We start from the raw sequence: 20,915 nt of genomic DNA on the forward strand, positions 1-20,915 counted from the left end.
GGTAGCCATGTGCTGCTTCGTTCACTGAACCCACTCGCCGTTGCGCGGGGAGACGATATTCCCGACGCCGTCACCATCGACGGAGTTTCTCTCTCTCGTGCGGACATCCTGGGCGCGGCTACCTCTGTTGCCGAGCGCATCGGCCGGGCAGATCGGCTCGCCATCCACGCGACGCCGTCGGTGAAAACGGTGCTCGCCGTCGTCGGTGCGTTGATTGCCGGTGTCACCGTTGTTCCCGTCCCACCGGATGCAGGCTCGGCCGAACGTGAGCACATCCTCCGCGATTCGGGTGCGCAGGCGTGGCTCGGCGAAGCGCCGCCGGACACCGCGGGTCTGACGGTTCTGCCGGTGCGTCAGCACGCACGGTCGTGGCACAGCTACCCCGAGCCGCAGCCGTCGTCGATCGCGTTCGTGCTCTACACCTCCGGCACCACCGGCCCGCCGAAAGGTGTGCTGGTTTCTCGCAGCGCCATCGCGGCCGGGCTCGACGCGTTGGCGCAGGCCTGGAGCTGGACGTGGAAAGACACTCTGGTGCACGGTCTTCCGCTGTTTCATGTGCACGGACTGATTCTCGGGTTGCTCGGCCCACTGCGAGTCGGAAGCCCGTTGATCCACACCGGCAAACCGACTCCCGAGCTCTATGCGGCAGCGCGGGGTTCTCTGTATTTCGGGGTGCCGACCGTATGGTCGCGCGTCGCCGCGGATGAGACGTCCGCCCGCGCCCTGGCCCACGCCCGACTATTGGTGTCCGGCAGTGCGCCGCTCCCGGTTCCGGTGTTCGAGAAGCTGCGTGAGTTCACCGGTCAGGCTCCCATCGAGCGGTACGGCATGAGCGAAACCCTCATCACCATCAGCACCCGCGCCGACGGTGAACGTCGACCAGGATCGGTAGGACTGCCCGTCGCAGGCGTCGAAACCCGACTGCTGGGCGAGAAGGGCGAAATTCTGCCCCACGACGGCGAATCCATCGGTGCCTTGCAGATCCGCTGCCCCATGCTGTTCGACGGTTACCTGAACAACCCCGAGGCGACGGCGAAGACCTACACCGAGGACGGGTGGTTCGACACCGGAGACGTCGCCCTCATCGAGCCCGACGGGTTCCATCGCATCGTCGGGCGAGCCTCGACCGACCTGATCAAGTCCGGCGGCTATCGCGTCGGCGCGGGGGAGATCGAGACGGTGTTGCTGGGCCACCCGAGCGTGGACGAAGTAGCTGTCGTCGGCCTGCCCGACGACGATCTGGGTCAACGCATCGTGGCGTTCGTCGTCGGTACCGAGGTCGAGGATCGAGTGCTCATCGACCTGGTGGCCACCGAATTGTCGATCCACAAGCGGCCCCGGGAGATTCGCGTCGTCGACTCGCTGCCGCGCAATGCGATGGGCAAGGTGCAGAAGAAGCTCCTCGGCTGACTCCGCGTTGTGAGCGCGGGTCGGGTGCAACGCGCTAGCTTCGTGTCATGAACCTCGACGGCGCACGCATTCTCGTATTCGGTGCCAGTGGCGGACTCGGCGGCCCGATCGTCGAGCAACTCGCCCAGGCCGGCGCGCGGCTTACCATCAGCGGACGCAGCCTCGAGTCCGCGGAGCATCACACGGTGAATGCCGATCTGACGCTGCCGGATTCGGCTCGCTCGGTAGTCGCGGAGGCCGTCGAACACCACGGCGGTCTCGACGGGATCGTGATCGCCGCCGGTGTGGTGGCCTTCGGTTCGGTCGCCGAGGTGGACGACGACACCGTCGACGAGCTGCTGTTGCTCAACTACCTGGCACCGCTGCGCATCATGCGTGAAGCGCTGACCACTCTGGATCAGGGTGGATTCGTGCTCAACATCAGTGCGGTGGTCGCAGACAAGCCGATGCCCAACATGGGTGCCTACTCGGCGAGCAAGGCCGCGGCGAGTGCGCTGCTGAAAAGTGTTCGCACAGAGGCACGGAAGTCGAAGATCCGTATCGTCGACGTGCGGCCTCCGCACACCGAGACGGGGCTGGCGACGCGGCCGATCGCCGGGCAGGCACCGAAACTACCGCAGGGCCTGACGCCGGAGGCAGTGGCCTCACGGATCGTTGCCGCGATCACCGACGACGAAACCGACGTCGGCGCAGACCAGTTCTCTTAGGCTATTGTCGGCACCGTGACCGAGACACATGTGACCGACGCGGGCAGAAGGCTCGTGCGTCGTCGCACCATCGATCTGTGCCTGGTCTGCACTTCTTCCTGTTCGTAACTGTCGATCGAACCCAGCCCCGACGAGTTCCACACGCTCCTCGGGTCGTTCCGGCAACCTCTTTCTACGAACAGGATCACTCATGACCACATCTGTCTCCCATCTCGGCGGCGTCATCGCTGCCACCGACGACGCAGTACGCGCGGACGCGAAGAACGCTCACGCTGTATTCCGTGCCTCCGCCACCGCGCACGATGCCGTCGCCAGCACCGTCACACTCGGCAAGTACAGCGTCGAGGTCGACGAGCCGCCGGCCCTCGGCGGTGAGAACACGGCCGCCAATCCCGTGGAGTACTACCTCGCGTCACTGCTGTCCTGCCAGGTGGTCACCTACCGCGTCTGGGCCGAGAAGCTCGGTATCGTCGTCGACGACGTCAAGGCGAAGGCCGAGGGCGACCTCGACGTACGTGGCTTCTTCGGTTTCGACGACGACGTCCGGCCGGGATTCGGTGAGGTACGCGTCGTCGTGACGGTCACCGGACCCGAGAGCCGCGAGCGGTACGAGGAATTGCAGCAGGCCGTGGACGATCACTGCCCGGTCCTGGATCTCACGCGTAACCCCACGCCGATCCACACCGTCCTCGAAACGGCCTGACGTCATGAGCGAGCGAACATTCGGCCTGCGTACCAGAGCAATTCACGCCGGCGCGCGGCCCGACTCGGCAACCGGTTCGCGTGCGGTGCCGATCTATCAAACGGCGAGCTACGTGTTCGAGGATTCTGCTGACGCAGGGGATCTGTTCGCTCTGCAGAAGTACGGCAACGTCTACAGCCGCATCGGTAACCCGACGGTCGCCGCCTTCGAGGAGCGCATCGCGAGCCTCGAAGGCGGCATCGGGGCGGTCGCGTTCGCCAGCGGGCTCGCGGCCGAGTTCGCGGTGTTCGCCGCGCTGGCCGGCACCGGTGATCACATCGTCGCGGCAGCCGGACTCTACGGCGGAACCGTGACGCAACTCGACGTGACACTGCGGCGCTTCGGCGTCGAGACCACCTTCGTTCCCGGCACGGACCCGGCCGATTATGCGGCGGCGGTAACAGATTCGACCAAGTTGATCTACGCGGAGGTCATCGGTAACCCCTCCGGTGAAATCGCCGATCTCGAGGGTCTCGCCGCGGTCGCGCACGATCATGGGATCCCGCTGGTGGTCGACGCGACTATGGCGACACCGTGGTTGAGCCGGCCGATCGAGTTCGGAGCCGACATCGTCATCCACTCGGCAACGAAGTTTCTCGGCGGTCACGGCTCCACGCTCGGCGGCGTCGTGGTGGAATCCGGTCGATTCGATTGGGGCCGAGGCAAGTTCCCGCAGATGACCGAGCCGGTGGCCTCGTACGGAGGCCTGTCGTGGTGGGGCAACTTCGGGGAGTACGGATTTCTCACCAAACTGCGCAGTGAGCAACTGCGCGATATCGGTGCAGCACTGGCTCCACACTCTGCCTTCACGCTGATCCAGGGCGTCGAGACGTTGCCGCAGCGCATGGACGCGCACGTGGCCAATGCGCGCGTCGTCGCCGAGTGGCTCGAGTCGGACCCACGCATCGAGTACGTGAGATGGGCTGGATTGCAGAGTCATTCGCACCACGATCGCGCCGCGAAATATCTGCCCTCGGGTCCGGGTGCGGTGTTCGCATTCGGCATCGAAGGTGGTCGCGACGCCGGCCGAACGTTCGTCGAGAGCGTCCAGGTGGCCAGTCACGTCGCGAACATCGGCGACGTACGTACCCTGGTCATCCACCCGGCCAGCACCACCCACCGACAGCTCAGCGATGATCAACTGGCCGGCGCGGGGGTGGGGCCCGAACTCATTCGGATCAGTGTCGGCCTCGAAGACGGTGAGGACCTGCTGTGGGATCTCGATCAGGCCTTGACGCTGGCAACCGGGAAGGCGCGGTCATGAGCGAACGAACCTGGCAGGGACCCTCCGCTCAGGACCGTCAGCGGATCTTGCGTGAGACGAAAACCGTCGCGATCGTCGGTGCGTCCAAGAACCCGTCGCGAGCAAGCTATTTCGTCAATCGGTATCTGTCCTCGACAAGCAACTACGAAATATTTCTCGTCAATCCGACGGTCTCGGACATCGAAGGAACGACCGTCTATCCGACTCTCGCGGATCTACCGAAGAGTCCGGACCTGGTCGACGTCTTTCGCAAGTACGACGATCTCCCGGAGGTGTTGAGCGAAACCATTGCCGCGCAGGCGAAGACGATCTGGTTGCAGCTCGGGTTGTGGCACGAGCAGGTGGCCCACGACGCCGAGGCGGCGGGACTGAACGTCGTCATGGACCGGTGCCTCAAGATCGAACACGCCCGCTTCCACGGAGGACTGCATCTGGCCGGATTCGACACGGGAGTGATCGATTCGCGTCGAACGCGGGGTTAGGGGTCAGGCCTTCAGTAGGCGACCGCTGATTATCGCGGCCAACGATCGTGGCGCGAGACGCACACTGCCGGCGCTGATCTTGTTGGAAAGACCGGACACGACGCTGGCAGGGGTACGGCGAGAGTCCAAGGCGCGCATGGCCGTCGAGACCACCTGCTCGGAGGTCTGGAAGTTGCCCACTGCGGCATCCTCGGATCCGACGACGTCGAAGAACTCGGTGCGCGTCGGGCCGGGGGGAGAGAGCGAGGATCTTCAGCGGTGACGTGCGGTACTCGTAGGCGAGCGCCTCGGTGAAGTTCAGTACGAAGGCCTTCGTCGCCCCGTAGACCGCCATGTTCGGAGTGGGCTGGTACGCAGCGGTACTCGCGATGTTGATCAACGCGCCGGTCAGATTCGGCAGAAACGCATGTGTCAGATCCACCAGCGCGCTGACGTTCAATGCGATTTCCGACGCCACCCGCGCCGGATCCTCGTCGCGAAAGCGCCCGTGGGTCCCGAATCCTGCATTGTTGACCAGCGTAGTGGGTGTTATCCCTTTGTCGGTCAACGCCTTTCGTAGTGACTCGCCGATGCCCGGCACGCCCAGGTCCATGGCGACGGCGGTCGCGGTGATGCCATGGTCTGCTTCGATGCGGCGGGCAAGTGTCTCGAGTCGGTCCGCCCGGCGTGCCACGAGGACGACGTTCTCGCCGCGTGCGGCAAAGCGATGTGCGAATTCCTCGCCGAGGCCGGAGCTCGCCCCGGTGATGAGTGCTGTGGATGTCATGCGAGCAAATGTAGGCACTGTCATCATTGTTGTCAACGTCAACATCGCCTAGGGTGAGTCCATGGCAACGGAGCGCTACCACCACGGTGATCTGCGCGCGGTGCTCCTGGAGGAGGCCGAGCAGAGCATCGCCCGCGACGGCGTAGATGCGCTGTCGCTGCGGCAGTTGGCCCGAGACGTGGGTGTCAGTCACGCAGCCCCTGCGCGCCACTTTCGCGACAAGCAAGCACTGCTGGATGCGTTGGCACTGCACGGCTTTCAGGAAATGAATCGGCGAATGATCGACGCGGCCACCGGTCCGGGAGAGCTGCTGGCCAAGTTTCGTGGTGTCGCCCGCGCCTACCTGGGTTTTGCCGTCGAACATCCACAGCTACTGGACGTCATGTACAGCACCAAGCATCACCCCGAGGCCAGCGAACAACTCAAAGACGTTGCGCACGAAAGCATGGCGGCGACGGAATCCTTGTTGCACGCTGCGATGGATGCGGGAGTCATCACCGAAGCATCGCCTGCCGTCCTCGCCCGCGTCGCGTTCGCGAGCGTCCACGGACTCGCCGTGCTCGCCGCCGGCGACCTCCTCGACGGCATGCCTGCCGATGACCTGCTCGACGCCACGGTCGACACCCTGCTCCGCGGATTCACCTGACCGGGTCGTTCCGCAGGCTCCACTCCTGTGTCGCTAAGTTGTCGGTATGACCGAATACGACCTGCAACGCTTCGTCGACGCCCAGGATCCCGTCTGGAACGTCGTGGTGAGGGAGTTGAAGGCAGGTCGGAAGCAGACGCACTGGATGTGGTTCGTGTTTCCGCAGTTGGCCGGCCTGGGCCGTAGTGCCACCGCTCAGCACTTCGGCATCGCAGACCTGACCGAGGCCGAACTGTACCTGTCCCACGAAGTTCTCGGGCCACGCCTGAAGAAAGCCGCGCAGCTCACTCTTGCGGTCGAGGGCAGCACGGTCGACGAGATCTTCGGTTACCCGGACAATCTGAAGCTGCAGTCCTCCATGACGCTTTTCGCCGAAGCTACCAAGGGGCAGTCCGTTTTCGTCGAAGTGTTGCAGAAGTATTTCTCCGGCGAATTCGATGGCGCAACACTCGACTTGCTCGACGAGCGATACCGCTAGCATCGCATCCATGACCACTCCACTCGCCGGATCCATTGCCTTCGTCCATGCCACCTGGCATCTGGACATCGTCGATCGTGCGCGGGTGGGTTTCTCCGCCGAACTCGAGCAGTTGGGCCATGCCGACACCGCGGTCGACGTCTTCGAGGTGCCCGGAGCATTCGAGATCCCGCTGCACGCGCAGCGGCTCGCCAGAACAGGAAAGTATGCGGCGATCGTCGCCGCAGCACTCGTCGTGGACGGCGGAATCTACCGACACGACTTCGTCGAAACGGCGGTGATCGACGGGCTGATGCGGGTGCAGCTCGACACCGACGTCCCCGTGTTCTCGGTGGTCCTGACTCCACATCACTTCCACGAACACGCCGATCACAACGCCTTCTTCACCGCGCACCTCGAAACCAAGGGTGCCGAGGCCGCGCGCGCCGTGGTCAAGACACTGGCTTCGCTCGGAACCATCGGCTGACGACCGGCAGCCGATGGTCGACGTGCGATCCGTGCTCGCGGAGCTCGAACGGCGGGAACCGATCTTTCACCGCCGTGAGTACGGCATCACGCGTGACGATTTCGATCGTCTGACCGATGTCGATTTCTGGGAGGTCGGTGCGTCCGGTACCCGATACGACCGTGACGAGGTCTGGGCCGTTCTCGAAAAGCGCTATCGGGAGGACCCGTTCGGCGACCGCGATATCGACTGGGAAGCCAGTGAATTCGAGGTCCGTGAGATCGCCTCGGACACGTACCTGTTGACGTACTCGCTCCTGCAGATGGACAGACGCACCCGGCGAGCGACACTCTGGCAGCGACGGCAGGGGAGTGGACGATTCTGTATCACCAGGGGCCGTCGTGCAGTAGGCATTTCTCTTACCATGGGCCACCGACAGGTTCCGGTTCGCGAATCCTTATGCACAGCAATAGTTTTCGATTGCACCATCATTGTGTATCGAACACACGTTCGATACACTTGGTCCATGACAACGGAGATCTGGCAACTGAGCGAAAGCGAACTCCTCGCCGACGCTGCTGATGTCTCCCACAAGATCCAGTTGTTGGAGGCCCGGCGGATCGCTCTCGTCGCCGACATCGACACCCGCGTGAGCCGGGAGAAGCTCGGCTTCCCCGGACCCGCAGGCTGGCTCACCTCCACCACCCTCCTCACCCCCAGCAAAGCGAACAAGATCGTGGCCCTCGCTCGCGGGTTGAAGAACTTCCCCGACATCGCCGACGCCGTCAACACCGGCGTCATGACCATCGACCACGCCGCCCTGATCCTCACCTTCGCCGAAACACCACCCAAACTCCTCCCTAGAGCCGGTCAAGACATCGCTCGCACCGCGATGATCACCGCCGCCACCGGGCCCGGGGCACGCACCGACAAGATCCGTGAAGCGATCACCAAACTCGAAGACACCTACGGCAGCGACAAGCCGCCCCCTGAGGACACCGACCGCAACGAACTGTTCGCATCGAAGATGCTCAACCAACGCCTGTGCCTCAAGGCCGACTTCGATGCCGTCACCGCAGAAAAGCTCTTCACCGCACTCTCACCGCTGACCGAACCTCGGCCCGCAGCCGACGGCACCCCCGACGAACGCAGTCCTGCGAGGCGACGCGCCGACGCATTCGGGCAGATCCTCGACCACTACCTCGCCTCGAAGGATCGCCCCACCGAAGGCGGAGAGAGACTCCACGTCAACCTCCGCATCCGGTTGCAGGACCTCCAGAGCCTGAGCGGCCAGAGCGGTGACGACATCACCGACGACGAAACCACCCGCGCTGCAACAGAATTCGACTCAGACCTGGTCGACCCGGTCGACATCGACACCACAGCAGAAACCAACAACGAGGCCGGTTCAGTGACTGCGGATCGTGGCGCATATCGGGACCTGTTCGGCGACGGCACCACCGTCGGCTGGCTGCCGTGGATGGGCCCGCTCTCCCGCAACACCTCTCGCCAACTGGCCTGCGATTGCCTTCTCACCGCCATCGTCATGGACGAGAACGGCAACCCACTCAACCTCGCCCGCACCGCCCGTACCGTCACCGCGAAACAAAAACGCGCCTTGACTGCCCGCGATCACGGGTGCGCGTTCCCGGGATGCGGCAAACCCGCCGCCTGGACCGAAGGTCACCACATCTGGCACTGGACCGACGGCGGACCCACCGACATGGACAACCTCGTCCTCCTGTGCGGATTCCACCACCGACTCATCCACCACTCCGATTGGGAAGTGTTCATCGGCACCGATCAGCACCCCTGGTTCGTACCGCCGGCATCCGTCGACCCCTACCGACAACCGAGACAATCCCACGCCCGAGCAGGCCCTCACATCGCATAGAGACGCGCGAAAACAATCCAGCCCCGCACCGAGAACACGGTGCGGGGCTGGAAGAGATTGTCCGACTGATCGATTGGAGTCGATCGTGCTCTCAGTCGTTGGCGTGCAACGCAGCGTTCAGCTCGACGCCGGTGCCCTTCCACGGCACAACCTCGACCGCACCCGAGAGCGAGTTACGACGGAACAGGAGGTTGGACTTGCCGCTCAGCGTCGCCGCCTTCACCACAGTTCCATCCGGTCCACTGACCTTCGTTCCGGCGGTGATGTACAGCCCCGCCTCGACGACGCAGTCGTCACCGAGTGAAATGCCGAGTCCGGAGTTGGCACCGAGCAGGCAGCTCTTGCCGACGGAGATGACGTTCTTGCCGCCACCGGACAGCGTGCCCATGATCGACGCACCGCCGCCCACGTCGGAACCGTCACCCACCACGACGCCCGCGGAGATGCGTCCCTCGACCATCGAGTTACCGAGCGTGCCTGCATTGAAGTTGACGAAGCCCTCGTGCATGACCGTCGTTCCACTGGCCAGATGAGCACCGAGACGCACACGGTCGGCGTCGGCGATGCGGACGCCGGTGGGAACGACGTAATCGACCAGACGCGGGAACTTGTCCACGCCGTACACCGTCACCTGGCCGCGGGCACGTAGCTTCGCACGCACAGTCTCGAAGCCCTCGACCGCTGCGGGTCCGAAGTTGGTCCAGACGACGTTGGCGAGCAGTCCGAACAGCCCGTCGAGATTCTGACCGTGCGGCTCGACCAGGCGATGCGACAACAGATGCAGTCGTAGGTACGCGTCGTGGGCGTCGATCGGAGCATCGTCCAGAGATGCGATGTTGGTGCGCACTGCGACGACCTCGACGCCGCGCGCCTCGTCCGCACCGACCAGCGCGGCCAGCTCCGCGGGGATGTCGGATCCTTCGAGTCGAGTCGTGCCGGCCTCGAGTCCCGACCCGAGCTCCGGGCTCGGAAACCAGGTGTCGAGAACTACGCCCGACGTCGTGATGTTGGCAATACCTACTGCTGTTGCTCCCTGTGCACTCACGGCTCGAAGAATACGCGGTGGTGCGCCGTGCGTGGTTCGGTGACTGGGCGCCGCAGGTTCCCAGGTGATTTCCGGGCACACCGACCGGCGGTAGTCGCCGGTTCGGTCACGACGGCGGTTCGTTATCCGTTCGACTGACGAGCGTGACCACATCGGGATTCGCGGAGACCGGCCCGGGGCCTGTGGGCTGACAGAGTGACGACAATGACCACCCGCAGGGTTTCGCTCGGAAGAGGAGCAGTGTCGATGATGGCCGACGGGATGTCGTTCACCGGGTTGGTGGCAACCTTCGCTTCGACCATCATTCTCGGAGTCGCTTTCGGCTTGGTTGTCGCCGAGGCGTGGTAGAAATGCCCATCGGCTGACAGGGGGTCGCCGTAGGCGGGGGATTCCATGAGTTCGAGCAGGTCAATAGCTATGCGTTCGATAATTTCGGTGGTCGCTGCATCACTCCTTGCGGTGACCGGCGTAGTTGCCGGTTCCGGCACCGCAGCCGCCGCACCCAACTGCGCCGGAGTCGGCGGGAAGTCGGCAGAGGTCGCGAAAGTTCCGGGGGCTGCACTGGAGGGCCTTGCCGTCGACGGGTCGGGCCGCGCGTATGTCACCGATATCGTCTCGGGCCGGGTGTACCGCATCGACGCACCTGGACAGCCCGCGTACCCCATTGCGAAGGTGCCCAGCGGCGGCGGCGGAGCTCTGGCGTGGATGCCCGACGGGACGCTCCTGGTCGGCTACGGTGCCGATCCCCGTGTATTCGTCGGAGACGTCGTCAAGGCCGCCGGCATCGTTCGACTCGACATCGACACCCTTGCCGTCACTCCCTTTGCGAAGGGACTCAGTGCTGCCAACGGACTCGCCGTTGCTGCCGACGGAACCGTCTACGCCACCAACGACTTCGGTGCGCTCATCGGCCGCATCAGCCCCGACGGTTCTGTCGATCCGAGCTGGTCGCGCTTGCCGAGCGCCAACGGCGCGGTGCTCGATGCCGCTGGGAAATATCTCTACGTCTCTCGGACGTTCGTGAACGCGGGCGTCAGTCGAATCCCGATTGCGAATCCGTCGGCACCGGAAGACCTGCTCGATCTGAAGGGGCTCGATTCGTTGGCTGCCCCGGACGGTCTTACTCTCGACGCCGCCGGCCGTCCGGTGGTACCGCTCAATGCAGGCGGTTCCGTCGTCCGCATCGATGCTCCGGGGGTCACCTGCGTGATCGGGACCGGTACTCGGTTGACCAGTGTCGTCTCCTACGGTCGCTCCGAGCAGGGGTTTTCGAGCGGAAGATTGTTCGGCGCAGGCTTCGACGGCGTGGTCCGCGAGATTCCGGGGCCCAAAGCCTAGGGTTGTCGCCGTGACGCTCGATTTGCATGCCGACCCGATAGACCTCACCGCAGCGCTGGTGGACATCCCCAGTGTCAGTGAGGACGAGGCGCGTATCGCGGACGAGGTGGAGCAGGCACTTCGCGAGCAGACCACGGGCTTCGAGATAATCCGGAGCGGCAACGCCGTCCTGGCCAGGACCAACCGCGGGCTGGGTTCACGGGTGATGCTCGCCGGTCATCTCGACACAGTGCCGATTGCCGACAACGTCCCGTCGCGGCGCGAGCACGAGAGCGCCGAGGGGGACATCCTGCACGGCTGCGGGACTGTCGACATGAAGTCGGGCGATGCGGTGTTTCTTCACCTCGCCGCAACGATCGACAACCCGGCACACGACCTGACTCTGGTGTTCTACGACTGCGAGGAGATTGCTGCCTCACGCAACGGTCTCGGTCGCATCGAACGTGAGCTACCCGAATGGCTGAACGCCGATGTAGCGATTCTGGGCGAACCGTCCGGCGGGTTCATCGAAGCCGGTTGCCAAGGGACACTGCGTGTTCGGCTGACGGCGTCGGGAACCCGAGCGCACAGTGCCCGGTCCTGGCTGGGCGACAACGCCATTCACAAGTTCGGTGCGGTGCTCAATCGGCTGGCGGCCTACCACGCTCGCAGCGTCGATATCGATGGATGTGTATATCGCGAAGGGCTGCAAGCAGTTCGGATCGCCGGCGGGGTGGCGGGCAATGTCGTCCCCGATGCCGCGGAGCTCGACGTCAACTTCCGCTTCGCGCCGGACCGCAGCGTCGACGAGGCCGTCGAGCATGTTCGTGAGGTGGTCGACGGACTCGATCTCGGGTTCGAGGTGACCGACTCGTCACCGGGTGCGCTGCCCGGGCTGAACCAGCCCGCTGCCGCTGCCCTCATCGAGGCAGCGGGAGGACAGTTCCGGGCCAAGTACGGCTGGACCGACGTCTCCCGGTTCTCCGCCCTCGGCATACCCGCAGTCAACTACGGACCGGGCGATCCCAACCTCGCCCACAAACGCGACGAGCGCGTCCCGGTCGAACAGATCACCCACGTGACACAGGTTCTACGGAGCTACCTCTCCGCCGGATAGCCTGAACGCCATGAACAGCGTCGACGACCCAGGTAGTTACGAACAGATCGGCAGCGAAAAGCCCGCCAAACACAAGGGATCCGTCGTACTTCGCCGCGGTCGAAACACCGAGACGTCCACGTCGGACCAACGATTGCTCGACGAACGCGGATCCGGCAATTGGATCCACTCGGACACCTGGCGCGTGCTGCGCATTCAGAGCGAATTCGTCGAAGGTTTCGGTGCTCTGGCCGAGGTGCCGCGAGCGGTGACGGTGTTCGGTTCGGCGCGCACACCCGTCGACCATCCCGAATACGAGCGGGCGCGTGAACTCGGAGCTGCCCTGGCGCGTCAAGGCTTCGCCGTGATCACCGGCGGCGGTCCCGGTGTGATGGAGGGCGCGAACCGCGGCGCGAGCGAGGCCGACGGGTACTCCATCGGACTGGGCATCGAGCTGCCGTTCGAGCAGGGCCTCAACGACTGGGTCGATCTCGGTGTCAACTTTCGATACTTCTTCGTACGCAAGACCATGTTCGTCAAGTACTCCCAAGCGTTCGTGTGCCTGCCCGGAGGCTTCGGTACTCTCGACGAACTCTTCGAGGCGCTCACACTCGTGCAGACCGCGAAGGTCACACGATTCCCGATCGTGTTGCTGGGCAAGGACTTCTGGTCGGGATTGCTCGACTGGATCAAGACCACTCTCGTGAAAGAAGGCAAGGTGTCCGAGAAGGACCTCGACCTCATCCATTGCACCGACAGCGTCGACGAGGCCGTCCGCATCGTCCGGGAGGCCCAGCAGTGAGCGTGCAGCCGGTCGGCGTTTCGGGGATCAGCGTGTGTGTCTACTGCGCATCGGGACCGGTCGACGCGTCGTTCATCGATCTGGCGCGTGAGGTCGGTACCGAGATCGGTCGACGTGGTTGGCAGCTGGTGTCGGGCGGCGGCAACGTCTCGATGATGGGCGCGGTGGCCGCGGCGACACGCGCAGCCGGAGGCAACACCGTCGGTGTCATCCCGAAAGCGCTCGTGCACCGCGAGGTCGCCGACGTCGATGCCGACGAGTTGATCGTCACCGACACGATGCGTGAGCGGAAGAAGATCATGGAGGACCGAGCCGACGCGTTCATCACGTTGCCCGGCGGCATCGGAACGCTCGAAGAACTCTTCGAGACGTGGACGGCCGGCTATCTGGGCATGCACAGCAAGCCGATGGTGATGCTCGATCCGTTCGGGCACTTCGACGGCCTGATGCAGTGGATCGACGGTCTGAGCTCCACCGGGTTCGTGCAGCAACGAGCCCTCGACGCGCTCGTGCGCACCACTTCTGTCGACGAGGCCCTGGACGTGTGCGGCGCGTTGTGAAAGTTCACTAACCGAGCCCGCCTGACGAAGTGCTGGAAGTTGTTACTCTCTAGTAGGGTTAGTTATCTCACATCGTCTCAAAGGGGAGCTCATGGCTGTCGATGCCCGTCAGAAAATCGGAGTGACCGACCTCGCGGTCGCGTTGCCGAAAATGGTGACGGAGGTGCCGAGCCTGCTCAAGGGGCTGGCGGGCTTCACCCGCAAGCCCGACCACAAGGTCTCCATCGGACTGATTTTCCAGGACGCGGCAGCCAAGAACAGCACTCGACCGTTCGTCCGTTTCGAGGGTGAGTCGATCTCCTACAAGGACGCGAACGCGCTGGTCAATCAGTACGCCGCAGTGTTCACCGACCGGGGTGTCGTACGCGGCGACGTCGTCGGTGTGCTGAGCAAGAACCGCCCCGAGGCGCTGTTCGCGGCGCTGGCTGCCGTGAAGCTCGGTGCCACCGCAGGCATGCTCAACTACAACCAGCGCGGCGACGTGCTCGAGCACAGCCTCGGAATTCTCGAAGCGAAGGTGCTGGTCCTCGACGAGAACGCGCAGGAAGCGCTGGATTCTCTGGACAGCGAGCCCAAGGTCGGGTCGGTGTTGCCGCTGAAGGAGCTCGGCGAGCTGGCCGCGAAGGCGTCGACGGCCAACCCGTCGGTCACCGCGGAGATCCAGGCCAAGGAGAAGGCGTTCTACATCTTCACCTCGGGAACGACGGGCATGCCCAAGGCCAGCCTGATGAGCCACTTCCGTTGGCTCAAGTCGATGTCGGGCCTGGGCAACATGGGCGTGCGACTGCGCGGCGACGACGTCATCTACTGCTGCCTTCCGCTTTATCACAACAACGCGCTGACGGTGACGCTGTCCTCGGTGCTCGCCGGCGGCGCGACGATGGCCATCGGTAAGCAGTTCTCGGTGAGCAACTTCTGGGAAGACATTCGCGTCAACAAGGCCACGGCGTTCACCTACATCGGTGAGCTCTGCCGGTACCTGCTCACGCAGCCGAAGAAGGATTCCGACCGGGACAATTCGGTCAAGCTGATCGTCGGCAACGGACTGCGACCGGAGATCTGGGAGGAGTTCACCGAGCGATTCGGTATCTCCCGCGTCGCGGAGTTCTACGGTGCCAGCGAATGCAACATCGCCTTCATCAACGCACTGAACATGAAGAAGACCGCCGGAATCTGCCCGTTGCCGTATGCCGTGGTGCAGTACGACGAAGAATCGGGCAAGGCCAAGCGCGGCCACGACGGCAAGCTCCGCAAGGTCGGCAACGGTGAAGTGGGCCTGCTGCTGTCCAAGATCACCGACCGGGCCCCGTTCGACGGGTATTCCGACGACAAGGCCACCGAGAAGAAGATGGTGCGCGACGGATTCAAAGACGGTGACGCGTGGTTCGACACCGGCGACCTCGTTCGCAAGCAGGGCTGGATGCACGTCGCATTCGTCGACCGACTGGGAGACACTTTCCGCTGGAAGGGCGAGAACGTCGCCACGACCCAGGTCGAGGGTGCACTCGGTAGCCACCCGGCAGTGGACGGTGCCGTCGTCTACGGCGTCGATATCGAAGGTGCCGACGGCAAGGCCGGTATGGCTGCGGTGACCCTGCGCGACGGTGAGTCCTTCGACGGCAAGTCGTTCGCCGAGCACCTCTACGACAAGCTGCCGACGTATGCGGTGCCGCTGTTCGTACGCATCGTCGACAGCCTCGAGCAGACCTCGACGTTCAAGAGCCAGAAGGTCGCTCTACGCAAGCTGGGGTTCCAGGAAGACGGTGACAGCGAACTCCACGTGCTGCGCGGCAAGTCCGGTGGCTACGAGAAGTTCTACGACGGCTACGTCGACGAGGTTGCCGCAGGCAAGGCCCCCAAGGGATAGGGCCGGTTCCCGCCGATCGGGTGCGGTGAAATCTGCGTGCCACTATTGATTTCATGAGCACCCTCTGTGGCAAACCGGTCGCCGACGATCGCGCGTTGGTCATGGCGATCGTCAATCGCACCCCCGACTCGTTCTACGACGGGGGAGCGAATTTCTCCGACGATGCAGCGATGGCGTCCGTGCACAGGGCTGTCGCCGAGGGTGCCGACATGGTCGATATCGGCGGCGTCAAAGCAGGCCCCGGTGACCTCGTCGACGCGGCGGAGGAGATCCGCCGCGTCGTGCCGTTCGTCGAGGCCATCCGGGATGCGTATCCGGATCTGCTGATCAGTGTCGACACCTGGCGTAGCGAGGTTGCTCGCCTGGCCTGCGGTGTGGGAGCCGATCTGATCAACGACACCTGGGCCGGAGCCGATCCCGAGTTGGTGCGCGTCGCCGCTGCCGAAGGAGTCGGGATCGTCTGCTCGCACACCGGCGGTGCCGTTCCGCGGACCCGCCCGCACCGGGTTCGGTACACCGACGTCGTGGCCGATGTGGTCGCGGAAGTCACCGCAGCTGCCGATAACGCGGTCGCGGAGGGGGTGAAGAAAGATTCGATTCTGATCGATCCGACCCACGATTTCGGGAAAAACACCTATCACGGGCTCGAGTTGTTGCGTCGCGTGGACGTTCTTGTAAACACCGGGTGGCCTGTGCTCATGGCGCTGAGCAACAAGGACTTCGTAGGCGAGACTCTAGGGGTAGAGCTCGCCGACCGGTTGGAGGGAACATTGGCAGCGACAGCATTGGCCGCAGCAGGCGGAGCCCGGATGTTCCGGGTGCACGAAGTTGCGTCGACCAGAAGAGTCGTCGACATGGTGGCAGCGATCCAGGGACGACGAACCCCGGCGCGGACGGTCAGGGGGCTGGCATGACACTGGCCGATCGAACGGACGTGACCCGAATGTGGTCCGAGACCAACAGCTGGGACACCCCCGAATGGACCATCGCCGAGCTCGAGGCCGCCAAGGCGGGCCGGACGGTGTCCGTGGTGCTTCCGGCGCTGAACGAGGAACAGACGGTGGCTGCCGTCATCGACACCATCCACCCGTTGCTCGGTGGCCTCGTCGACGAACTGATCGTGCTCGACTCGGGCTCGACCGACGAGACGGCAGTACGCGCGAGAGCGGCCGGTGCCCGTGTCATCAGTCGCGAGGAGGCAGTACCGGGGCTCGATCCGGTACCGGGCAAGGGCGAGGTGCTGTGGCGATCGGTCGCGGCGTCGACGGGTGACCTCATCGCCTTCGTCGATTCCGATCTGATCAATCCCGACCCCGCGTTCGTGCCGAAACTGCTCGGACCACTGCTGATGGGCGACGGCATTCATCTCGTCAAGGGCTACTACCGACGTCCACTTCGCGTCAGTGGCACCGAGGACGCCAACGGCGGTGGACGCGTCACCGAGTTGGTGGCTCGACCCTTGCTCGCGGCGCTGCGCCCGGAGTTGACCGGCGTGATCCAGCCGCTGGGCGGGGAGTACGCGGGCACTCGCGAGTTGTTGTCGGCGGTGCCGTTCGCGCCCGGTTACGGGGTGGAGATCGGCCTGCTTCTCGACACGTACGACCGGCTCGGTCTGCAGGCCATCGGACAGGTGAACCTGGGAGTGCGAAAGCATCGCAATCGGCCGCTTGTCGAACTCGGGGCGATGAGTCGGCAGATCGTCGGAACGATGCTCAATCGGTGCGGCATGGTCGATTCCGGTGCCGGACTGATGCAGTTCCGCGTGGCAGGGGATTCGTTCGAGCCGTTCTCGACCGAAGTGTCGTTGGCCGATCGACCGGCGATGAACTCGCTGATCTGACCGACCACCAGGTGCGTCCAGCCGACGTGTCGGACAGCCGTGACAAGATCGTGGCATGTTGACGCTGTTGATCTACATCATCGTCATTGCAGTCGTCGCTGCGGCGTTGTTCTTCATCGCCGCAGCGGTGTTCGGTCGCGGTGAAGAGCTGGGGCCGTTGCCCGAGGGAACCACCGCAACAGTGCTGCCGGCCGAAGGAGTCACCGGTGCCGATGTGCGCGCGTTGAAGTTCCAGCAGACGTTGCGGGGTTACAAGCCCAGCGAAGTCGACTGGGCCCTCGAGCGCCTGGGCGGCGAGATAGACATGCTGCGGTCACGGCTGTCCGCGGCGCAGGAGTCAGGTTCTCGATCCCCGCTGTCGGGGCAGCCCGGCAGTGCGGGCCTCACGGATAGTTCTGGCCTCACAGACAGTGCGGGCCTCACGGATAGTTCGGGCCTCACGGATAGTTCGGGCGTCACAGGCACGGTCGAGTCGGACGAACGGTGAGCGCAGTCGCGGGGCCGGACGGCAAGCTGCGCTGCCCGTGGGGTGCCACCGACGACGAGCTGTATCGCACCTATCACGACACGGAGTGGGGGCAGCCGCTGCACGGCCGCAATGAGCTCTACGAGCGCCTGTGTCTGGAAGCGTTCCAATCAGGCCTGGCGTGGATCACGATCCTGCGCAAGCGGGAAAGCTTCCGCACTGCTTTCGCCGGGTTCGATCCCGACGCAGTGGCCCGCTTCGACAACGCCGATGTGGAGCGATTGATGAGCGACGCGTCGATCGTGCGGAATCGGCTCAAGATCGAGGCGGCGGTGAGCAACGCTCGCGCGATCATCGACCTCGACGGCACCGATCTCGACACTCTGCTGTGGTCTTTCGCGCCGGAGCCCAGGTCACAGCGGCTCACGGAGTTCACCGACGTGCCCGCGTCGACACCCGAATCGACGGCGTTGGCCAAAGAGCTCAAACGCCGCGGGCTACGGTTCGTCGGTCCGACTACCGCCTACGCATTGATGCAGGCCACCGGAATGGTCGACGATCACCTGTCGAGGTGTTGGGTGCAGGTCACGAATACCGACTCAGGTTCCCCCCATCGACGGCGATAGGGAAGAATGGCACAGGACACTCCGTCGCCCCGCGACGAATTTATCTTTTAGGCCGAGGCGCCGAGCAGGTGGGCGCAGATCTGGAGGGAGCAGAGGATGGCGGCGATGAAGCCCCGGACCGGGGACGGTCCCCTCGAAGCAACCAAAGAGGGACGAGGAATCGTCATGCGTGTCCCGCTCGAGGGGGGCGGCCGTTTGGTCGTCGAATTGACCCCCGACGAGGCCGCGGCACTCGGTGACGAACTGAAGGGCGTCACCGGCTGATCGCCACGTCGATCGATCATCGCTCAGCCCCGCTCGCCGCACCGGCCAGCGGGGCTTTGTGTTGTCATCAGCGGTGTTGTGATCGGCAGGTCGTTTCCGGGGGAGTGCCGGAGAATCTGTCTCGATGTGAAAGAGGTGCTCGATGCTGACCGACGTCGTCGATCTGCTGGTCTGCCCACAGTGCCGCGTCCGTGAGGTCGAGTCGGGCCTGGGTCTCGGTGAGACCGATCGAAGTCTGTGGTGCGATCGTGGTCATTCGTTCGACGTGGCCCGGCAGGGGTACGTCAGCCTGTTGACCGGCGACGGCGGCAAGTTCACCGGTGATTCGGCCGAGATGGTCACAGCCCGTGAGAAGTTCCTCGGTGGCGGTCATTTCGAGCCCATCGCGGCGGCGGTGTCGGCAGCTGTACCGCCCGAGTCGGACGTGGTCCTCGATGTCGGGGTCGGCACCGGGTATTACCTCGCGGGTGTCCTGGACGCGCGTCCGGCCGCGCTGGGGGTCGGGGTGGACGTGTCCAAGTTCGCGGCGCGCCGAGCCGCGCGGTCGCATCCGCGGCTCGGGTGCGTCGTTGCGGACATCTGGAGCGGGCTACCGATTCGGGCGGGTGCCGTGTCTGCGGTGACGTGTGTGTTCTCGCCGCGCAATGCCGGTGAACTGCATCGGGTTCTCGGCGACGACGGCACGTTGGTGGTCGTCACGCCGACGTCGCGGCATCAGCGTGAGCTGCGCGGGCCGCTGGGGCTGATCGGCGTCGAAGAGGACAAGACCCGTCGGCTCGGTGAGTCGCTGTCGGGTCTGTTCGAGTCGGTGGCCGAGGCCCCGCTCGAGTACTCGATGATGCTCTCGCACAACGACATCGAGGAACTCATCGGTATGGGGCCGTCGATTCGGCACGGTGACCCCGACGCGCGGTCCGCGGCGTTGAAGGATTTGCCCGACACCGTCCCGGTCACCGCGTCGGTGACGGTGTCGACCTACCGAAAGATCTCTCAGCCCCGACGCGCCAGCGCGTCGTTGTAGACGGCGAGGGTCTGTTTCGCGATAGAGGCCCACGAGAATTCGGCAACGGCCCGCTCGCGGCCGGCCTTGCCCATCGCCGTCGCCAGTGCGGGGTCGAGAGCGACCTCGTTGACGGTGTCGGCGAGGGTTCGCTCGAAGACGTCGGGCTCGTACGAGTTGTAGTGCACCAGCCGTCCGGTGCGGCCGTCGTCGACGACCTCGGGGATGCCGCCGACGTCCGACGCCACGACCGCGGTTTCGCAGGCCATCGCCTCGAGGTTGACGATGCCGAGTGGCTCGTACACCGATGGGCAGACGAATACTGCTGCGGCGGAAAGGATCTGGCGAATCTTGTCGGTGGGGAGCATGTCCTTGACCCAGAAGACCCCGCTGCGTTGCTCGGCCAATAACGCCACTGCGCGTTCGGTTTCTGCGGCGATCTCCGGAGTGTCGGGCGCGCCCGCGCACAGGACGAGCTGAATCGACGGATCGAAATGGTGTGCCGCGGCGATGAGGTGACCCACGCCCTTCTGCCGAGTGATGCGGCCGACGAACGCGACGATCGGCTTGCTGGGATCCACCCCGATCTCGTCGAGAGTCGACGTGCCGTGATCTGCGTACCACCGCTCGGTGTCGATCCCGTTGCGCACCACGTGGACTCGACTCGGGTCGAGGCGCGGATAAGCGTCGAGCACGTCCTTGGCCATACCCTCGCTGACGGCGATGACGGCGTCGGCGTATTCCACCGCGTTCTTTTCCGACCACGACGAGATGCGGTAACCGCCGCCCAGCTGCTCGGCCTTCCACGGCCGCCGGGGCTCGAGCGAGTGCGCGGTGAGGATGTGCGGAACGCCGTACAGTTCGGCCGCGAGGTGACCGGCGAGGCCGGTGTACCAGGTGTGCGAATGCACCACGTCCGCTCCGGCGGCCGCGTTGGCCATCCGCAGTTCCGCCGACAACGTCGTCAGTGCTGCGTTGGCTCCGGCCAGTGCCGGATCGGGATCGTGCACCTGTGCGGTGTCGCGCGGAGCTCCCATGCAGTGGATGTCCACCTCGCACAGCGACTTCAGCTGCGCGGTCAACTCCGTGACATGAACTCCTGCGCCACCGTAGATCTCCGGCGGGTATTCCTTGGTCATCATCGCTACTCGCACGTGAACGAACCTACATTCCCCGGCAGTTGTGCGTGTACTGGTAG

General features: G+C 64.5%; 23 protein-coding genes and 1 pseudogene. 21 read left to right on the plus strand and 3 right to left on the minus strand.

All coding sequences use genetic code 11. From position 1 onward, the window contains the following. Positions 1 to 9: 9 nt before the first annotated feature. The 5 genes from JLZ96_RS21375 to JLZ96_RS21395 all read left to right on the plus strand — a co-directional run bounded on the left by JLZ96_RS21375 (position 10) and on the right by JLZ96_RS21395 (position 4,605). Entirely contained in the window at positions 10 to 1,410 is a 1,401-nt protein-coding gene (locus JLZ96_RS21375; RefSeq protein WP_201011202.1) for an acyl-CoA synthetase, read from the plus strand. Between the two features lie 47 nt (positions 1,411 to 1,457). Further along, entirely contained in the window at positions 1,458 to 2,117 is a 660-nt protein-coding gene (locus JLZ96_RS21380) for an SDR family oxidoreductase (RefSeq protein ID WP_201011203.1), read from the plus strand. A 190-nt stretch (positions 2,118 to 2,307) separates the two neighbouring features. Then, entirely contained in the window at positions 2,308 to 2,820 is a 513-nt protein-coding gene (locus JLZ96_RS21385; RefSeq protein WP_201011204.1) for an OsmC family protein, read from the plus strand. Positions 2,821 to 2,824: 4 nt separating this feature from the next. Continuing rightward, positions 2,825 to 4,123, plus strand: coding sequence for an O-acetylhomoserine aminocarboxypropyltransferase/cysteine synthase family protein (locus JLZ96_RS21390; RefSeq protein WP_027498073.1), 1,299 nt, complete (start codon positions 2,825 to 2,827; stop codon positions 4,121 to 4,123). Further along, a complete protein-coding gene (locus tag JLZ96_RS21395; protein WP_032365367.1) occupies positions 4,120 to 4,605 on the plus strand; it encodes a CoA-binding protein in 486 nt (161 codons plus the stop codon). The genes JLZ96_RS21390 and JLZ96_RS21395 overlap by 4 nt, the downstream gene beginning before the upstream one ends. Positions 4,606 to 4,608: 3 nt before the next feature. On the opposite strand, the pseudogene JLZ96_RS21400 reads toward JLZ96_RS21395, so the two are convergent. Beyond that, positions 4,609 to 5,416: pseudogene (locus JLZ96_RS21400) on the minus strand (SDR family NAD(P)-dependent oxidoreductase). Between the two features lie 16 nt (positions 5,417 to 5,432). Between JLZ96_RS21400 and JLZ96_RS21405 the strand changes: the two are divergent. The 4 genes from JLZ96_RS21405 to JLZ96_RS21420 all read left to right on the plus strand — a co-directional run bounded on the left by JLZ96_RS21405 (position 5,433) and on the right by JLZ96_RS21420 (position 8,834). Further along, positions 5,433 to 6,017 carry a TetR/AcrR family transcriptional regulator gene (locus tag JLZ96_RS21405; protein WP_201011205.1) on the plus strand — a complete coding sequence of 195 codons (585 nt, stop codon included), beginning with the start codon at positions 5,433 to 5,435 and terminating at the stop codon, positions 6,015 to 6,017. 46 nt (positions 6,018 to 6,063) lie between these two features. Continuing rightward, the gene (locus tag JLZ96_RS21410) at positions 6,064 to 6,495 is read left to right on the plus strand and encodes a DUF1810 domain-containing protein (protein WP_201011206.1); all 432 of its coding nucleotides are present in this window, start codon (positions 6,064 to 6,066) and stop codon (positions 6,493 to 6,495) included. Positions 6,496 to 6,505: 10 nt separating this feature from the next. Next, complete coding sequence (locus tag JLZ96_RS21415) at positions 6,506 to 6,961, plus strand: 6,7-dimethyl-8-ribityllumazine synthase (RefSeq protein ID WP_032383855.1); 456 nt, start codon at positions 6,506 to 6,508, stop codon at positions 6,959 to 6,961. Positions 6,962 to 7,466: 505 nt separating this feature from the next. Next, the gene (locus tag JLZ96_RS21420) at positions 7,467 to 8,834 is read left to right on the plus strand and encodes an HNH endonuclease signature motif containing protein (protein WP_201011207.1); all 1,368 of its coding nucleotides are present in this window, start codon (positions 7,467 to 7,469) and stop codon (positions 8,832 to 8,834) included. Between the two features lie 91 nt (positions 8,835 to 8,925). Here JLZ96_RS21420 and dapD read toward each other — a convergent pair whose 3' ends face one another. Further along, a complete protein-coding gene (dapD, locus tag JLZ96_RS21425) occupies positions 8,926 to 9,879 on the minus strand; it encodes a 2,3,4,5-tetrahydropyridine-2,6-dicarboxylate N-succinyltransferase (RefSeq protein ID WP_027498065.1) in 954 nt (317 codons plus the stop codon). 204 nt (positions 9,880 to 10,083) lie between these two features. Here dapD and JLZ96_RS21430 point away from each other — a divergent pair, with 204 nt between their 5' ends. From JLZ96_RS21430 to JLZ96_RS21485, 12 genes are all read left to right on the plus strand, one after another. Further along, a complete protein-coding gene (locus tag JLZ96_RS21430; protein ID WP_155289047.1) occupies positions 10,084 to 10,227 on the plus strand; it encodes a hypothetical protein in 144 nt (47 codons plus the stop codon). 69 nt (positions 10,228 to 10,296) lie between these two features. Next, positions 10,297 to 11,217 carry an SMP-30/gluconolactonase/LRE family protein gene (locus JLZ96_RS21435; RefSeq protein ID WP_236254197.1) on the plus strand — a complete coding sequence of 307 codons (921 nt, stop codon included), beginning with the start codon at positions 10,297 to 10,299 and terminating at the stop codon, positions 11,215 to 11,217. Positions 11,218 to 11,227: 10 nt separating this feature from the next. After that, positions 11,228 to 12,313, plus strand: a complete 1,086-nt coding sequence (dapE, locus tag JLZ96_RS21440; protein WP_032365377.1) for a succinyl-diaminopimelate desuccinylase — start codon at positions 11,228 to 11,230, stop codon at positions 12,311 to 12,313. 10 nt (positions 12,314 to 12,323) lie between these two features. Next, positions 12,324 to 13,094, plus strand: coding sequence for a TIGR00730 family Rossman fold protein (locus JLZ96_RS21445; protein WP_201011209.1), 771 nt, complete (start codon positions 12,324 to 12,326; stop codon positions 13,092 to 13,094). Continuing rightward, positions 13,091 to 13,654: a TIGR00730 family Rossman fold protein gene (locus JLZ96_RS21450; protein ID WP_230074810.1), complete on the plus strand. Its 564-nt coding sequence runs from the start codon at positions 13,091 to 13,093 to the stop codon at positions 13,652 to 13,654. Before JLZ96_RS21445 ends, JLZ96_RS21450 begins: the two co-directional genes overlap by 4 nt. 91 nt (positions 13,655 to 13,745) lie before the next feature. Then, the gene (locus JLZ96_RS21455) at positions 13,746 to 15,521 is read left to right on the plus strand and encodes a long-chain-acyl-CoA synthetase (RefSeq protein WP_032375483.1); all 1,776 of its coding nucleotides are present in this window, start codon (positions 13,746 to 13,748) and stop codon (positions 15,519 to 15,521) included. A gap of 53 nt (positions 15,522 to 15,574) precedes the next feature. Next, positions 15,575 to 16,435 (plus strand): dihydropteroate synthase, encoded by an 861-nt coding sequence (gene folP, locus JLZ96_RS21460; protein WP_027498058.1) that lies wholly within the window; start codon positions 15,575 to 15,577, stop codon positions 16,433 to 16,435. Continuing rightward, the gene (locus tag JLZ96_RS21465) at positions 16,432 to 17,361 is read left to right on the plus strand and encodes a glucosyl-3-phosphoglycerate synthase (protein WP_027498057.1); all 930 of its coding nucleotides are present in this window, start codon (positions 16,432 to 16,434) and stop codon (positions 17,359 to 17,361) included. The genes folP and JLZ96_RS21465 overlap by 4 nt, the downstream gene beginning before the upstream one ends. 55 nt (positions 17,362 to 17,416) lie before the next feature. Continuing rightward, positions 17,417 to 17,848, plus strand: a complete 432-nt coding sequence (locus JLZ96_RS21470; protein WP_052068750.1) for a DivIVA domain-containing protein — start codon at positions 17,417 to 17,419, stop codon at positions 17,846 to 17,848. After that, positions 17,845 to 18,453 carry a DNA-3-methyladenine glycosylase I gene (locus JLZ96_RS21475; protein ID WP_201011210.1) on the plus strand — a complete coding sequence of 203 codons (609 nt, stop codon included), beginning with the start codon at positions 17,845 to 17,847 and terminating at the stop codon, positions 18,451 to 18,453. Before JLZ96_RS21470 ends, JLZ96_RS21475 begins: the two co-directional genes overlap by 4 nt. A 96-nt stretch (positions 18,454 to 18,549) precedes the next feature. Then, positions 18,550 to 18,717 carry a DUF3117 domain-containing protein gene (locus JLZ96_RS21480; protein ID WP_008714277.1) on the plus strand — a complete coding sequence of 56 codons (168 nt, stop codon included), beginning with the start codon at positions 18,550 to 18,552 and terminating at the stop codon, positions 18,715 to 18,717. A 142-nt stretch (positions 18,718 to 18,859) separates the two neighbouring features. Beyond that, entirely contained in the window at positions 18,860 to 19,738 is an 879-nt protein-coding gene (locus JLZ96_RS21485) for a putative RNA methyltransferase (protein ID WP_201011211.1), read from the plus strand. Here the strand turns inward: JLZ96_RS21485 and glgA are convergent. After that, positions 19,708 to 20,871, minus strand: coding sequence for a glycogen synthase (glgA, locus tag JLZ96_RS21490; RefSeq protein ID WP_027498054.1), 1,164 nt, complete (start codon positions 20,869 to 20,871; stop codon positions 19,708 to 19,710). The genes JLZ96_RS21485 and glgA overlap by 31 nt on opposite strands. Positions 20,872 to 20,915 lie beyond the last annotated feature (44 nt).

The sequence above is a fragment of the Rhodococcus sp. NKCM2511 genome (assembly GCF_014905595.1).
GTDB lineage: Bacteria > Actinomycetota > Actinomycetes > Mycobacteriales > Mycobacteriaceae > Rhodococcoides > Rhodococcoides fascians.

What these genes read in the sequence shown, in the direction of transcription:
- JLZ96_RS21380 (WP_201011203.1), top strand. Translation starts at nt 1,458, where the DNA reads ATGAACCTCGACGGCGCACGCATTCTCGTATTCGGTGCCAGTGGCGGA.
- JLZ96_RS21385 (WP_201011204.1), top strand. Translation starts at nt 2,308, where the DNA reads ATGACCACATCTGTCTCCCATCTCGGCGGCGTCATCGCTGCCACCGAC.
- JLZ96_RS21390 (WP_027498073.1), top strand. Translation starts at nt 2,825, where the DNA reads ATGAGCGAGCGAACATTCGGCCTGCGTACCAGAGCAATTCACGCCGGC.
- JLZ96_RS21395 (WP_032365367.1), top strand. Translation starts at nt 4,120, where the DNA reads ATGAGCGAACGAACCTGGCAGGGACCCTCCGCTCAGGACCGTCAGCGG.
- JLZ96_RS21405 (WP_201011205.1), top strand. Translation starts at nt 5,433, where the DNA reads ATGGCAACGGAGCGCTACCACCACGGTGATCTGCGCGCGGTGCTCCTG.
- JLZ96_RS21410 (WP_201011206.1), top strand. Translation starts at nt 6,064, where the DNA reads ATGACCGAATACGACCTGCAACGCTTCGTCGACGCCCAGGATCCCGTC.
- JLZ96_RS21415 (WP_032383855.1), top strand. Translation starts at nt 6,506, where the DNA reads ATGACCACTCCACTCGCCGGATCCATTGCCTTCGTCCATGCCACCTGG.
- JLZ96_RS21420 (WP_201011207.1), top strand. Translation starts at nt 7,467, where the DNA reads ATGACAACGGAGATCTGGCAACTGAGCGAAAGCGAACTCCTCGCCGAC.
- JLZ96_RS21430 (WP_155289047.1), top strand. Translation starts at nt 10,084, where the DNA reads ATGACCACCCGCAGGGTTTCGCTCGGAAGAGGAGCAGTGTCGATGATG.
- JLZ96_RS21435 (WP_236254197.1), top strand. Translation starts at nt 10,297, where the DNA reads ATGCGTTCGATAATTTCGGTGGTCGCTGCATCACTCCTTGCGGTGACC.
- JLZ96_RS21445 (WP_201011209.1), top strand. Translation starts at nt 12,324, where the DNA reads ATGAACAGCGTCGACGACCCAGGTAGTTACGAACAGATCGGCAGCGAA.
- JLZ96_RS21455 (WP_032375483.1), top strand. Translation starts at nt 13,746, where the DNA reads ATGGCTGTCGATGCCCGTCAGAAAATCGGAGTGACCGACCTCGCGGTC.
- folP (WP_027498058.1), top strand. Translation starts at nt 15,575, where the DNA reads ATGAGCACCCTCTGTGGCAAACCGGTCGCCGACGATCGCGCGTTGGTC.
- JLZ96_RS21465 (WP_027498057.1), top strand. Translation starts at nt 16,432, where the DNA reads ATGACACTGGCCGATCGAACGGACGTGACCCGAATGTGGTCCGAGACC.
- JLZ96_RS21470 (WP_052068750.1), top strand. Translation starts at nt 17,417, where the DNA reads ATGTTGACGCTGTTGATCTACATCATCGTCATTGCAGTCGTCGCTGCG.
- JLZ96_RS21480 (WP_008714277.1), top strand. Translation starts at nt 18,550, where the DNA reads ATGGCGGCGATGAAGCCCCGGACCGGGGACGGTCCCCTCGAAGCAACC.
- JLZ96_RS21485 (WP_201011211.1), top strand. Translation starts at nt 18,860, where the DNA reads ATGCTGACCGACGTCGTCGATCTGCTGGTCTGCCCACAGTGCCGCGTC.